This is a genomic window from Bradyrhizobium sp. AZCC 2289 (genome assembly GCF_036924615.1).
Lineage (GTDB): Bacteria > Pseudomonadota > Alphaproteobacteria > Rhizobiales > Xanthobacteraceae > Bradyrhizobium.
This window is the reverse complement of record NZ_JAZHRY010000001.1, coordinates 805,244-818,780: the sequence shown is the minus strand read 5'-3', so window position 1 is coordinate 818,780 and position 13,537 is coordinate 805,244. Positions and strand designations below refer to the sequence as shown.

The window sequence follows — 13,537 nt, the reverse complement described above, 5'->3', positions numbered from 1 at the left end:
CGTCGCGCAAGCAGGCCGCGCGGAACCGATAGCGGGATTTCCGATTGCCAACATCATTACCGAACGCGGTCGGGATAACGGGCGAGGGCGCGCCCGAAACCCGCTACGCCTACAAGGCGTCGCTGATCGGATCGGCGCATCAATTCGAACTGACCGATGCCGGATTGTCGTGGCGAATCGCCGGCAGAGCCGGGGTCTGCGCCTATTCGGATATCGCGGCGATCCGGCTCTCCTACCGGCCGGTGTCGATGCAGTCGCGCCGCTTCCGCGCCGATATCGACAAGGAAGGCGGCGGGCGCATCGCCATCCTCTCGACAACCTGGCAAACCGCGGCCCTGATGGCGCCGCAGGACCATGGCTACCGGGCCTTCATGGTGGAATTGCACCGGCGCTTGAAGGATGCGGGCAGCAAGGCTGCGCTGATCGGCGGCATTGGTCCGAAAACCTACGCCGCCGCGCTCGCATTGTTGACGATGCTCGCGGTCGCGATGGCGGGACTGCTGCTGCGCGCGCTGTTCATCGGCGAATTCGTGGGCGCGCTGTTCCTGGTCGGCTTTGCCGCCTTGTTCACCTGGCAGATCGGCGGCTTCGTCAAACGCAACCGGCCGCGCAGCTTCAGCTTCGACGATCTGCCGGACGAGTTGCTGCCTTAGCCATCGCAATCAAGCGCAATGAAACGTGACTTCGTAAAGCCGCTTGCGCGCGGCATCGTGCGGGCATGTTTTCAAGGGCAGACATGAGCATGCCATGGTGGATCGAAGCGCGCGTTTGCCGACCGAGGCCGAAATCGCCGAGATCAATGCACGGCACCTGATCGAGACGCCATTGCAACCTGCCGATCTGCTGTTCGTGTTCGGCACCCGCGAAGACGTCGGCGAGCGTGTCGATGAAGCCTGCCGGCTCTGGAGCAAGGGCTACTTTCGCTGGTCCATCGTGAGCGGCGGGATCACGCCGGGATCGAATCGTTCGGAATGCGAAATTATCGCGGAGGTGATGACCGCGCGCGGCATTCCGGCCGACCGTATTCTGCGGGAGCATCGCGCGATGAACACCGGCGAAAACGTGATCTTCTCGCTGCCGCTTATCGACGCCGCGCTCGGATTGAAAAATATCCGCAGCGTGATCTGTCTCGGCAATACCTGGACCGGGCGCCGCTATCCGATGACGCTGCAGCGGCACTGGCCGGAAGTGGAGAAGATGCTGGTCATGGTCGATAGTTTCAAGACGCCGCGGGCGCAATGGCACACCGATCCCGAATTCCGGCGCCGTATTCTCTTCGAATGGGATAAGATCGAGCCCTACAAGGCGAAGGGATTTATCGCGGAGTGGCCGGTCGGGTGAGGGCCGAGGGTGACCTGGAGCCGAACTATTCGGTCGACTCGAAATCCTCTTCGTTGGCGCGCAGCATTCCCGCCAGCGTTCGCAGCCCTGCATCGAGCTGATCGACGGGCGGTGCGGCCAGCGCCAGCCGTATCGCATTAGGCGCGTGCCCGGGGCTCACCGCAAAGGTCGACGAGGGCGTCAGCGCGATGTCGCGGCGGGCCGCGGCCGCGACGAATGTCTGCGACCGCCAGTGCGGCGGCAGTGTCAGCCACAGATGATAGGATTTCGGATTGGTCTGGATTTCGAAACCGGCAAGCCGCTCCGCTGCCAGCTGTTGACGGCGCTGCGCATCGGCGCGCTTGAGCCTGACGAGTTCGGACGCGGTGCCGTCGGCCATCATCCGCTGTGCGGCCGCGAAGGCATAGCCTGACGCGGTCCATCCGCCAGATCGTACGGATGCCATGATGCTCTCGCGCAAACGTGGCGGCGGAACGATGAAGCCGAGCGCGAGGCCTGGGGCGACCTTCTTGGAAAGGCTGTCGATCACGACGCAGGAATCCGGCGCCAATGCCGCCAGTGGCGCCTCGTCATCGAGGAAGCCATAAACCGCATCCTCGATCACGGTGAGGCCGAGTTTTTCGACGACGCGCAACAGATCGGCGCGCCGTGAGCCCGGCATCGTCATGCCCAGCGGATTCTGAATCGTCGGCTGGATGTACAGCGCGGCGAGATGCGCTTCGCGGCGGGCTTTCTGTATCGCGTCCGGCCGCACGCCGTGTTCGTCCATCGCCAGCGGCACCAGCGTTACCCCGAGCCGCGCGGCGACGCCTTTGATGAAGGGATAGGTCAGCGCCTCGACGCCGCAGCGGCCGCCGGGCGGCACGATTGCGGCGAGGGCGGCGGCAATGCTTTGCCGGCCGTTGGCGGTGAACAGGATCTGGTCCGCGCGCGCCGACCAGCCGTTTTTCGAGAGGAAGTCCGCCGAGGTGCTTCGCGCAGTTTGCGTCCCGGTGCTGGTGCCTTGCTTCAATGCCGCTTCGAGTGCTTCCGGGCGCTCCAGACCGTCAAGGCTTTTCGCGATCAGGGTCGATTGGTTCGGCAGCAGCGGATAATTGACTTCCAGATCGATGCGCGCGCCGCGCGGCTCGGTGAAGGTGGTTGCGCCGCGGCGCGGCTGTCCGGAGATGAAGGTGCCGCGTCCGACCTCGCCGACCACGAGGCCGCGGCGCAATAGCTCGGTGTAGACGCGGCTCGCGGTCGAGACCGCGATCTTGCGCTCATAGGCAAAGCTGCGCTGCGGCGGCAGGCGTTCGCCGGGCTTGAGCCCGCCATTGGCGATCTCGGCGGCGACCGCATCGGCAAGCCTGAGATATTCGAATTTCGACATTATTGCACCGAGAGCAATGTTTTACTTGCACCGAGAAGTGTACCGGATCATCTAGGTCATATCAACCCAGCGATTGCACTGAGGAGCAAGCCATCCAACGTCACAAATGGTGCAGCCGCTGTCGGTCAGCGTTTGCGCCAGCGGCATCGCCTTGCCGGGCGAAAGCCAACCGGAGAAGAAAAATGACCACAATGTCCTCGACTGCCGCGCAACGCACGTCCGCCAGCCCGTCTGGCGGATTTGTCCGCTGGATCGAAGGTTGGGTGAATAACCTCGCCGCATATTGGGTTCGCAGGGAGGCCATCAAAGCGCTGCGGCAACTGGACGATCGTGCGCTCCGCGATATCGGGATCAGCCGCTGTCACATCGAGCGGGCGGTCGGCGGCATTGTCGATCGGGAACTCGGCCGGCTTCGCTGAACGGCACCGCCCCAAGGACGCAATGAGTTCGAACTCGACAGGAAAATATTATGACCATCGCGGTTGACCATCGGTCGCACCGCATCGGCCGGTCGACCGCGGGAAGTCTCGCGAGACTTCTCGGCATCGGCTATGGCGTTGCGGTCTATGCGATCTTTCTCGCGACGCTGCTTTACGCGGTCGGTTTCGTCAGCGGCGTCGTCGTTCCCAAGCAGATCGATACCGGCGCGATCTGGCCGTCCTCGGTGGCGCTTTGCATCGACCTGCAGTTGCTCGGCCTCTTCGTGGCTCAACACAGTGCCATGGCGCGGCGTGGCTTCAAGCGTGTGTTGACCGCGCACGTCCCGCCTTTGGTGGAGCGAAGCACATATGTGCTGTGCACCAGTCTGGTGCTCATCGTCTTGTTCGCGGCATGGCAGCCGTTACCTGCGGTGGTGTGGCGCGCGGCTGATCCGCGCGCGGTGGCGGCGATCCAGGCGCTGTCGGCTTTCGGCTGGCTGCTCGTATTCGGCACCTTCCTGAGCAGGCATTTCGAAGGGTTTCGGCGCAAGCGCGTGGTGCTGAATTTTGCGGGCCGCACCGCGTCGGCTACCCAGTTGCGGACGCCCGGGCTCTATCACCTGATCCGGCATCCGCTCTATCTCGGCTTCATGCTCGCATTCTGGTCGGCGCCGGTCATGACGGCAGGCCACTTCCTGTTCGCGGGCGTGATGACGGCCTATATCTTCGTCGGCATCTGGCTCGAGGAGCGCGATCTGCTTGCATTCTTCGGCGATCAGTACCGCCGATATCGCCAGCGGGTTGCGATGCTGCTGCCCGGAATTTTCTGATCGCTAAAAAATACGACCCGGTCGATCGACCGGGTCGCGTCGTACGATCCCGCGCTCACCGCTACGCGGTGGCCAGCCCGCCCCATGCAATTCCAAAGCCTCGGTCGTCGTCGGAACTGCCGGAAATTCGCCGGGGTTTTGCCGAACGCGCAACATTGCGACGTTCGCGCAGCCGGTTGAGCCGTGTAACGGAGATGCCGATCGCCGCGTTCAATACCCGCACCGCAAACCGCGCCAGCCGCAGCGCGAGGCGCAGCATTTCCTGGAAATGGATCCTGCCGGCGGCGAGCCGGATGGCGACCAGGAATTCCAGATACATCAACGTATCGCCGGCGAACAGGATCGCCAGATCGATCGGGAAGGTCTGGGCAAACGCCATCGCCAGCATCGCGATCGCGACGAATTCGATCGCCGTGCGCATGGTGAGGCGGTCGAGAAAGGCGGCGAACTGCACCACCAGAACTTCCCAAAGTGCGTCGCCGAACGCGAGCGGGATTTCGAACGACCACTTCCGCCACCAGTTCTTCACCTTGAGGCCCCCGCCGTTCGAGCGTGAATGTATCAGTGCCGCACCACCAGCACCGAGCATTTGGCGTAGCGCACCACATGGCCGGCATTGGAGCCGAGGAAATAGGTCCGCATCGCCGGCCGGTGCGACGTCATCACGATCAGATCGGCCTTGATCGCGGCCGCCTCTTCGAGGATCTCGTGATAGATGCCGCCCTGGCGGACCGCGGTGGATATGCGCGACGGCTCGATGCCGGATTCCCGCGCCACGATCGTAAGCGCTTCTTCCGAGATCTCGCGCTGCTGGGTGTCAAAATCGGCCGGCACATATTCCGCCAGCATCACGGGCGTCATCGGCAGCACGTTCAATAGCCGCACCGAGCCGCTCCAGGTCTTCGACAGCGTGGCAGCGGTAGCGATCGCAGGCTTCGCCAGATCGGTATCGGCCAGATCGATCGGCACGAGAATCGAATTGAACATCTGCGCCTCCTGTTCGAGGTCAGTTTAGCACGTCGGCATCGGGATGTCCGCCAGCCCTAATCGCCCGAAATTCTCTTCAATAATTTCGGGCTGATGAACAGTACGAGTTTGCCGCGGCGAAACGCTACATCGTTCCAGTCGTCGGTCGCGAAGTCGAATATGGCGAAGCCTGCGGTCGGCAAATTGTGTTCGAGCGCCTTCTTCGCGGCGGCGTCGCCGCTGCCGGTGAGCGTCAGCGCCAGTTCGTGCATGCCGGGATTATGCCCGACGACCAAGAGCCGCCGCGGATCGTTGACGGAGGCCATACGGATGGTTTGCAACAGCTGGGCCGGATCGGCGCCGTAGAGTTCGGGCAGGAATTCGACCTGTGGCTGCCGGGCATGGTGCTTCATCGCTTCCCGGGCGATCTCCCAGGTCTGGAGTGCCCGGACTGCCGGTGAAACCAGCACGAGGTCGGGAAACGGCGGATGCCGGCCGATCCAGTCGCCGATCGCTGTGGCATCGTGCCGGCCGCGGTCGTCCAGGCGGCGGTCCTGGTCCTGCCCGGACGGAGCGTTACTTTCGGTCTTGGCATGACGCAACAGCATCAAACGGCGCATGATCACAATCTCGATTCGGTCTCGGTCTGAATTAATCTACAAGCTCATGCCCGGGACAAGGTGACAAGCGTCGCAGCGATCCCTAAGAAAACGCCATGGCCGAGACTTCCACAGGTACCCCCGACCGAGCCGGTGACAACGCGCCGTTTCGCACGCGTCTTTCGTTCGACATGGACGTCGATATTTGCGTGGTGGGGGCCGGGCTCGCCGGCCTGACGGTGGCGCGGGAGGCCGCGCGCCTTGGCGCCAGCGTCGCCGTGCTCGAAGGCCGTCATGTCGGCTGGAACGCGTCCGGACATCAACTCGGCACGGTCATGCCGGGTTACGGTCTGCCGATCGGCGACTTGATCGAGCGCATCGGCCTCGAGGACGCCCGCGAACTCTGGTCGCTGTCGAAGGAGGGCGCCAATTATGTTCGCGCTGCCGCCACCGAAGAATTGATGCCGGGCATCGCGCTGACCGAGGGTGCGCTGGAAGTCTCCAACGTCGATGCCGGCGAAACGCTGATCAGCCGGCTGCAAACGCTGAGCGAGGATTTCGAGACCGAGGTCGAAGGCTGGCAGGTCGATCGCGTCCGCGCCGAGCTCAAGACCGGGCGCTATTTCCACGGCATCTATTACCCCAGGGCGTTCCAGATCGACGGCCGTAAATATGTCCATGGCCTGGCGGCGCTGGCGAAGCGGGCCGGCGCCCGCATCTTCGAGGATACGCCGGTCGTCAGCATCGATCCCTCAGGCATTCGCAAGCGCATCGTGACGCCTTCGGCGCGGCTGCGCGCCTCGCACATCGTGCTGGCCGGCAACATCCATCTCGGCGCCGCGTCGCGGCGGCTGTCGGAGACGCTGCTTCCGGTGTGGCGCTATGCCGGGCTCACCGAACCGCTCGGCGATCGGCTCGCCGAGGTGATCAGCTTTCAGGGTTCGGTGACCGATAGCGACGGCATCGATCATTTCCGGATCGTGGACGGCGACCGCCTGATGTGGGCCAGCCCGGAAATGACCTGGGACGCGAAGCCCGGCCGCTTTGGCTCCGCCATTCAGCGGCGGATTGCGACCGTCTTCCCGCAACTCGGCAAGGTCGCCATGGCCGACATGTTCGGCGGCGCGGTCGGAGTGACCGTGCACGGCATGCCGCAGATCGGCCAGCTGCGCAAAGGTCTGTGGGTCGCCAGCGGCTTCGGCCGCCAGGGCCTGAATACGTCGGCGATGGCCGGGCAATTGATCGCGCGCAGCATCCTGTGGGGCGACGAGCGTTGGCGGCTGTTTTCACCGTTCGAACTGGTCTGGGCCGGCGGCGCAACCGGCCGGGTCGCGGGCCAGCTGATCGGAATGTGGGGGCGGGGAAGCGCTGCCGCCGCCGGCGCGCTGGCGCGCTACCGGGAAGGCGCGCGGGCGAGGGAGCAGGTCCGCGAGGCGCGCCTGGCCGAGGCCAATCGCCAGGCCGGAACCAGGTCGCCGCCCCGGCGCCCGCCGCCGTCGGGCGGGCCGCACCCGGTGCGTCCGCGACCGCCGGCGCCGGCGGAAACGCATGGGGGCGGAACGGCGGCTGCGCCCTCGCAAGAAAGTGAGAAAATTCAGGACGGACCGGTGTAACTTCCAGGCCTGCGCGCCGTATCTGATGGCGAACGAGACATGTTCCGCTTCGCACGGAGACCACCATGATTGACCGCCGTATCCTGCTCGCATCGGTTGCAAGCCTGTTTGGCCTTGCCGCTTTCCGCTGGCTGCGCCCGACGCCTGCGCGGGCCGCCGAGAAATTCGAGATCGAAAAGACCGATGCCGAATGGCGCGCGCAACTGACGCCGCAGCAATATGAAATCCTGCGCAAGGAGGGCACCGAACGCCCGGGATCGAGCCCGCTGCTGAAAGAGCACCGCAAGGGCATTTTCGCCTGCGCCGGCTGCGACCTGCCGCTGTTCTCCTCGGAGACGAAGTTCGAAAGCGGCACCGGCTGGCCGAGCTTCTACCAGCCGCTCGACAACGCCGTCGGCAAAACCGAAGACCGCACCTTCGGGATGCTGCGCACCGAAATTCACTGCCGCCGCTGCGGCGGCCATCTCGGTCATGTCTTCGACGACGGGCCGAAGCCGACCGGTTTGCGCTACTGCATGGACGGTTTTGCGCTGGTGTTTCACCCCGCCGCACCCTCAGCTACCTGACGCCTCAAGCCCGGCAATTGTTGCCCGCCCGGCAATTGTGCCCCGGTCCCTGGACCGGGGTTTTTTATTTATGCGACTGATATGATTGCAGTTTTTAGTTTGGCACAACGCTTGCGATGGTCTCCTTCGATTGCGGTCAACGCTTTGCTCAGCGGCGGGCCGTCCGGATCGAATTTGGAGACGATGTTATGGGTATCTTCGACGCTCTCAATACTTCCGTTGCGGGCTTGCAGGCGCAATCCTTCGCGCTTCAGAACATTTCCGGCAATATCGCAAATGCCCAGACGACCGGCTACAAAGGCATCGGCACCTCTTTCGTCGATCTCGTTCCGGATTCGACGAGCCCCGACCGGCAAGTCTCCGGATCGGTCACGGCCTTCGCACGACCCACCATCACCTCGCAGGGAACCGTCTCGGGGTCCACGGTCGCCACGTTCATGGCGATCAACGGCGACGGCTTCTTCTCAGTGCAAAAGGCGATCGGGGTCACCGACAACGTGCCAGTTTTCAACGGCGTCACCGATTATACCCGTCGTGGCGATTTCCAGGTCAACGCCAACGGCAATCTGGTCAACGGCGCCGGCTATTACCTGATGGGCGTGGCGGTCGATCCCAAGACCGGAAACCCGCTCGGCAACGTGCCGCAGGTGCTGCAGTTCCAGAACAATTTCGTTCCGGCGGAGGCCACCAGCGCCATTCAATACGCCGCGAACCTCCCGACCACGCCGCTGACGCCGGCAAGCACCACCGCTCTCGCCGGCTCGGTGTTGGCTGCGGGCGTCCTGAACCCCGGTGATTTCGCCCAAAATCCCCTGGTGATAGGCACCCCGACTTTCGTCAACGCATCCGTGAACGGCACCGCCGCGTCGAGTCAGCTTCCGGCCGCGATCACAACCTCAACGACACTTTCCGGGGCGGCGGGAAGCAACACGCTGACGACGGGCTTTGCGGCCGGCGACACCATTACCGTCGATGGCACGACATTTCATTTTGTGAACACCGGCTCGGTATCCGGCACGTCAGGCAGCAATATCGACATCTCCGATTCGGTCGGTACCCTGCTGTCGAAAATCGGTTCGGTCACCGGCGCCGCGCCGACCCTCGCTGGCGGCGTGATCACGCTGAACACGGGCACCGGGCAAGATCTAACGATCACCACTTCGGCGTCGGCGCAGAACGCGTTCGCAGCACTCGGCCTGCCGGCCTCCGGTACCGTGGCGCTGGCGCGAGCCGCCGGCCCCCCCGGCACCGGCATCGTCATTGGCAACGACACCGGGACGTTTCAGAAGGAAAGCATCAGCGGTGGCGCGGTAACGGCTTTCAACGCCGCCGGAACGCCGGTCAACTTGCAAATGCGATGGGCCAAGGTTGACAGCTCCACGCTCGGCGCCGGACATCAGGACACGTGGAATCTTTTTTATCAGAACGATCCCGCCGCGACCGGTACAAATCCCGGCTGGACCAACGTCGGCACGAACTTCACCTTCGGCGCCAACGGCGCATTGATCAGCCCGACAGGTTCGGCGATCCCGGTGACGAACGTACAGGTCAGCGGCCAGTCGCTCGGCACTCTCACGATCAACGTCGGGTCCGGCGGCCTGACCCAATTTGCCACCACCGGTGGCGCGGCGACCATCAACAACATCACGCAGAACGGCTTTGCGGCCGGCCAGCTGCAATCGGTCGCGATCAGCAATAGCGGTCTCGTGGTAGGCACCTTCTCCAACGGACAGAACCTCGATCTCGCCTCGGTCACGTTGTCGCATTTCAACGGCACCAACTACCTGAAAGCGCTCGATGGCGGCGCCTATGCCGTCACCGATCAATCGGGGCCGGCGATCATCGGCGCCTCGGGCACGATCAGCGGTTCCTCGCTCGAGGGCTCGAACACCGACATCGCCGACGAGTTCACCAAGCTGATCGTGACCCAGCAGGCATATTCCGCGAACACCAAGGTGATCACCACGGCCAACAGCATGGTTCAGGATCTGCTGAACGTGCTGCGTTGATGGTCGTTGACAACACGTCAGCTTGTTTGATTCGAGGCGGCTAAGATGAGTTTGAGTTCGGCCCTCGCCACTGCAATGTCTGGTTTGCGTGCGAACCAGGCCGCGCTTTCGATCACGTCGTCGAATATCGCCAACACGCAGACGCCTGGCTATGTCGCCAAAAGCGTCAATCAGGTCCAGACCCTGAGCGGCGACTTCGGCGCGGGCGTCAACGTCACCGGCGTGTCCCGCCAACTCGATCAATTCGTTCAGAGCCAATTGCGATCGGAGACGTCCGGCGGCGCTTATGCCGACCAGATGGCGAGTGTCCTGACCCAACTGCAATCCGTCTATGGAACGCCCGGAGATGCCGGGACGCTCGAAACCGCATTTTCCAATTTTACGACGGCGCTTCAATCGCTTTCGACGACGTCGGGAAGTTCATCGTCACAAATCTCGGCTGCGACGGCGGCACAGGCGCTGGCGCAGCAACTGAATGTAACGACGCAGGGTATTCAAACCCTGCGTTCCAATGCCGAGCAGGACATCAACATTTCGGTGGGGCAGGCCAATACGGCCATGACCCAGATCGCGCATCTGAACGTCCAGCTGCAGCGAATGAGCGCAACCGATCCCACGGCGGCCACCCTGATGGATCAACGCGACCAGGCGATCGACAAGCTGTCGCAGCTGATGGATATCCGCGTCTCCACCAATGGAAACAATCAGGCGACCATCTACACCACGAACGGTGTCGAACTGGTCGGCGCTCAGGCCTCCACGCTCAGTTTCAATTCGCAGGGTACGCTGAACGCCAACTCGCAATGGAATGCCAATCCGGCAAATTCATCCGTCGGCACGATCTCGATCAAGCTCGCGAACGGCGCTGTCACGGACATGATCGGGACCGGCTCGATCATCTCCGGTCAGATCGCCGCCGACGTCACGTTGCGGGACAAGACGCTGGTGCAGGCGCAGGCCCAGGTCGATCAGCTCGCGGCATCGTTGGCCAGCGCGCTGTCGAACAAGACCACCGCGGGGACGGCCGCTCCGGCCGCTCTTGCCCCCAAGGCCGGCTTCGATCTCGACCTCTCGAACGTACTGCCCGGCAATACGATCAACCTCACCTATACCGACACGACGACCAACGCCCAGCATCAGGTGTCGATCGTGCGGGTCGATGATCCCGCCGCACTTCCCCTGTCGAACGTCGGGGGAAATCCGAACAATCCGGTAATCGGCGTCAATTTTACCGGTGGAATGGCCTCGGTCGTTGCGCAACTGAACGCTGCGCTCGGTACCGCCAATCTGCAGTTTTCGAATCCGTCCGGATCTACCTTGCGGGTGCTCGACAACGGCACCGCCACGGCGGCCGTCAACGCGGCCTCGGTTACCACGACGGTTTCGTCGCTTGCGAGCGGTGGTCCTCAACTTCCGTTGTTTACCGACGGGAATGCATTGTACACCGGGGCCATCACGGCGCAGGCCCCGCAACAACTGGGATTGGCTGGACGGATCACGGTCAATGCCGCGCTGCTCGCCGATCCGTCGAAGTTTACGGCATACAGTACTTCACCAGCAACCCCCGCCGGCGATACGACGCGTTCGGATTTTCTGTATTCCCAGCTGACGTCGGGCACGTTCACTTACTCGCCGCAGACCGGGCTCGGTACGGCCGCGACGCCGTTCAAGGGGACGCTGTCAGGGTTCATGCAGCAGTTCCTGAGCCTGCAGAGCAATGCGTCTACCTCGGCGACGCAGCTTCAGCAGGGGCAGGATGTCGTCGTCAACACGCTGCAGCAGAAAATGAAATCCACTTCCGGTGTCAATATCGATACCGAGATGGCCAATTTGATCGCTTTGCAGAATTCCTACGCGGCCAATGCTCACGTGATGTCTGTGGTTCAGACCATGATGTCCACCTTGATGCAAGTCCAGTTGTAAGGCGATCGACATGGCAATCAACAGCGTCAGTTTCGGCAGTTCCGTTCTCAACCAGTCGATAGTTGATCTCAAAAATCAGCTGACGATGCTGCAGTCGCAGCTGACGACCGGGAAAAAGTCGACGTCCTATGCAGGCATGGGGGTCAACGAGGGATTCGCGATCGCCGCCCGGTCGCAATTGGCCAACATTTCCGCCTTCTCCGACACGATGAGCAACATCAACACCAACATCGGCGTCGCCAACACGGCCCTGCAGGCGATGGTCGACATCGGAACCACGGTTCAAAACAGCGCGAACAGTTCGTCGCAGGCGCTAAACAGCGCGGGCCAGACCATCGCGCAGCAGACCGCCAGCTCTCAACTGACTTCGATGCTGGGCATTCTGAATACCCAGGCGGGTGATCGCTACCTGTTTTCGGGCAGCGCCATCAATACGCCGTCCGTTGCCTCGATCGATACCATTCTCAACGGAACCACCACCCAGGCCGGGTTGAAGCAGGTGACCTCCGAGCGGAGGCAAGCGGATCTCGGTACCAACGGCCTCGGTCGTCTCGTTATTTTTTCGCCGACGCCGAGCTCGGTTCAAGTGGCGGAGGACGTCGCAGGCTCGCCGTTCGGCCTGAAGCTGAACGCGGTGTCATCCTCGCTGACCGGAGCGACCGTCACCGGTCCCGGCGGATCGCCGAATGGCGTTTCGATCGACCTCGGCGCGACCAACCCAAACAACGGCGATCAGGTGAGCTTCAAGTTCAATCTGCCGGACGGTACGACCGAATCGATTCAGCTCACCGCCTCGAGCGCAACGCCGCTGCCGACCGGGAGCTTCGCCATCGGCACGACCCCGGCGGCGACCGCCGCCAACCTGAACGCGGCGCTGACCACGGCGATCGGCACGCTTGCCAATACGTCGCTTGTAGCCGCTTCGGCCGTCGAGGCGGGCAACGATTTTTTCAATACGACTGGAACGGCTATTGGAACGGTGGCCAACAACCAGGCGGCTGTTCCTGCGCCGATCACCGGCGCGACGTTGTTATCCGGTGTCGCGGGTACCGACTCGCTGGCTACCAGCTTCGCAGCTGGCGACACCATCACCGTCAACGGCACACCGATCACTTTCGTCGCCGCCGGCGCGACCGGAAACCAGCTCAACGTCACGGACAGCGTCCAGACACTCTTGACCAAAATCGACTCGATCACGGGCACCTCGACCCCGTCGACCGTCAGCGGCGGTGTGGTCACGCTGCACACCGACGATGCCGCAAGCCTTTCGGTCACGAGTTCGAACCCGGCCGCGTTTGCGGCGCTCGGGCTCGGTCCCACGGTGACGGCGATCAAGCCGCCGCTGCGCGTCAGTGGCTTGCCACTGGGCTCCGCCACCTCGTTTGTCAGCGGTACGCCGGCAAATACCGTATCCTGGTACACCGGCAATCCAGGGCCGCTGGCTTCAGCGCGCGCATCGTCGACCGCGCGGATCGATCAGTCGGTGACCGTTCAATACGGGGCGCAGGCCAATGAATCCGCGATTCGTTCGCAGCTTCAAACCCTGGCGGTTTTTTCAGCGTTCTCTGCTCCGCCTGCGGGGACAAATTCCGCGGGGCAGATTCTGGCGCTGAGCCAGCGGGTGGCGCAAAGTCTGACGACGCATCCGGGTGCGCAAACGATCCAGGACATTCAGGCGGATTTTGCCACGGCGCAGATGACGATGAAGAATGCGACGAGTCGGCAAAAGCAAAGTCAGGCGATGCTGCAGAGTATCGTCGACCAGGCCGAGACCGTTTCGCCTGATCAGGTGGCGAGCGAGGTGCTGGCACTCCAGACCAGCCTGCAGGCTTCCTATCAGACGACGTCGATGCTCTCGCAGCTCACCCTGACGAAGTATCTTCCGGTCGGCTAACCGCGGTC

Annotated in this window: 13 protein-coding genes; 9 read left to right on the top strand and 4 right to left on the bottom strand. The window is 63.1% G+C overall.

Going from position 1 to position 13,537, the window contains the following annotated elements:
- Positions 1-44 precede the first annotated feature (44 nt).
- Both V1289_RS04245 and V1289_RS04240 read left to right on the top strand, forming a co-directional pair.
- Entirely contained in the window at positions 45-653 is a 609-nt protein-coding gene (locus V1289_RS04245) for a hypothetical protein (RefSeq protein ID WP_334395765.1), read from the top strand.
- 94 nt (positions 654-747) lie between these two features.
- Positions 748-1,341, top strand: a complete 594-nt coding sequence (locus V1289_RS04240) for a YdcF family protein (RefSeq protein WP_334395764.1) — start codon at positions 748-750, stop codon at positions 1,339-1,341.
- Between the two features lie 25 nt (positions 1,342-1,366).
- On the opposite strand, the gene V1289_RS04235 is transcribed toward V1289_RS04240, so the two are convergent.
- Positions 1,367-2,710: an aminotransferase-like domain-containing protein gene (locus V1289_RS04235; RefSeq protein ID WP_334395763.1), complete on the bottom strand. Its 1,344-nt coding sequence runs from the start codon at positions 2,708-2,710 to the stop codon at positions 1,367-1,369.
- A 182-nt stretch (positions 2,711-2,892) separates the two neighbouring features.
- Here V1289_RS04235 and V1289_RS04230 point away from each other — a divergent pair, with 182 nt between their 5' ends.
- Positions 2,893-3,129 carry a DUF1127 domain-containing protein gene (locus V1289_RS04230; protein WP_334395762.1) on the top strand — a complete coding sequence of 79 codons (237 nt, stop codon included), beginning with the start codon at positions 2,893-2,895 and terminating at the stop codon, positions 3,127-3,129.
- A gap of 50 nt (positions 3,130-3,179) precedes the next feature.
- Complete coding sequence (gene mddA / locus V1289_RS04225) at positions 3,180-3,959, top strand: methanethiol S-methyltransferase (protein ID WP_334395761.1); 780 nt, start codon at positions 3,180-3,182, stop codon at positions 3,957-3,959.
- A gap of 61 nt (positions 3,960-4,020) precedes the next feature.
- On the opposite strand, the gene V1289_RS04220 is transcribed toward mddA, so the two are convergent.
- From V1289_RS04220 to V1289_RS04210, 3 genes are read right to left on the bottom strand one after another with little or no spacing between them, the layout of a single operon-like run.
- Entirely contained in the window at positions 4,021-4,488 is a 468-nt protein-coding gene (locus V1289_RS04220) for a hypothetical protein (RefSeq protein ID WP_334395760.1), read from the bottom strand.
- Positions 4,489-4,520: 32 nt separating this feature from the next.
- Positions 4,521-4,946, bottom strand: coding sequence for a universal stress protein (locus V1289_RS04215; protein WP_309178162.1), 426 nt, complete (start codon positions 4,944-4,946; stop codon positions 4,521-4,523).
- 56 nt (positions 4,947-5,002) lie between these two features.
- The gene (locus tag V1289_RS04210) at positions 5,003-5,545 is read right to left on the bottom strand and encodes a SixA phosphatase family protein (RefSeq protein WP_334395759.1); all 543 of its coding nucleotides are present in this window, start codon (positions 5,543-5,545) and stop codon (positions 5,003-5,005) included.
- 95 nt (positions 5,546-5,640) lie between these two features.
- On the opposite strand from V1289_RS04210, the gene V1289_RS04205 reads away from it, so the two are divergent.
- The 5 genes from V1289_RS04205 (at position 5,641) to V1289_RS04185 (ending at position 13,529) form a co-directional block, all read left to right on the top strand.
- Entirely contained in the window at positions 5,641-7,137 is a 1,497-nt protein-coding gene (locus tag V1289_RS04205; RefSeq protein ID WP_334395758.1) for an NAD(P)/FAD-dependent oxidoreductase, read from the top strand.
- Between the two features lie 65 nt (positions 7,138-7,202).
- Positions 7,203-7,703: a peptide-methionine (R)-S-oxide reductase MsrB gene (gene msrB, locus V1289_RS04200; RefSeq protein WP_334395757.1), complete on the top strand. Its 501-nt coding sequence runs from the start codon at positions 7,203-7,205 to the stop codon at positions 7,701-7,703.
- 188 nt (positions 7,704-7,891) lie between these two features.
- Entirely contained in the window at positions 7,892-9,712 is a 1,821-nt protein-coding gene (locus V1289_RS04195; protein ID WP_334395756.1) for a flagellar hook-basal body complex protein, read from the top strand.
- A 45-nt stretch (positions 9,713-9,757) separates the two neighbouring features.
- Entirely contained in the window at positions 9,758-11,635 is a 1,878-nt protein-coding gene (gene flgK, locus V1289_RS04190; RefSeq protein ID WP_334395755.1) for a flagellar hook-associated protein FlgK, read from the top strand.
- Positions 11,636-11,645: 10 nt separating this feature from the next.
- A complete protein-coding gene (locus tag V1289_RS04185) occupies positions 11,646-13,529 on the top strand; it encodes a flagellar protein (protein WP_334395754.1) in 1,884 nt (627 codons plus the stop codon).
- The last annotated feature ends 8 nt before the right edge of the window (positions 13,530-13,537 follow it).

Coding starts and splice junctions, on each gene's coding strand:
- V1289_RS04240 (WP_334395764.1), top strand. CDS start 748: ATGGTGGATCGAAGCGCGCGTTTGCCGACCGAGGCCGAAATCGCCGAG.
- V1289_RS04235 (WP_334395763.1), bottom strand. CDS start 2,710: ATGTCGAAATTCGAATATCTCAGGCTTGCCGATGCGGTCGCCGCCGAG.
- V1289_RS04230 (WP_334395762.1), top strand. CDS start 2,893: ATGACCACAATGTCCTCGACTGCCGCGCAACGCACGTCCGCCAGCCCG.
- mddA (WP_334395761.1), top strand. CDS start 3,180: ATGACCATCGCGGTTGACCATCGGTCGCACCGCATCGGCCGGTCGACC.
- V1289_RS04215 (WP_309178162.1), bottom strand. CDS start 4,946: ATGTTCAATTCGATTCTCGTGCCGATCGATCTGGCCGATACCGATCTG.
- V1289_RS04210 (WP_334395759.1), bottom strand. CDS start 5,545: ATGCGCCGTTTGATGCTGTTGCGTCATGCCAAGACCGAAAGTAACGCT.
- V1289_RS04205 (WP_334395758.1), top strand. CDS start 5,641: ATGGCCGAGACTTCCACAGGTACCCCCGACCGAGCCGGTGACAACGCG.
- msrB (WP_334395757.1), top strand. CDS start 7,203: ATGATTGACCGCCGTATCCTGCTCGCATCGGTTGCAAGCCTGTTTGGC.
- V1289_RS04195 (WP_334395756.1), top strand. CDS start 7,892: ATGGGTATCTTCGACGCTCTCAATACTTCCGTTGCGGGCTTGCAGGCG.
- flgK (WP_334395755.1), top strand. CDS start 9,758: ATGAGTTTGAGTTCGGCCCTCGCCACTGCAATGTCTGGTTTGCGTGCG.
- V1289_RS04185 (WP_334395754.1), top strand. CDS start 11,646: ATGGCAATCAACAGCGTCAGTTTCGGCAGTTCCGTTCTCAACCAGTCG.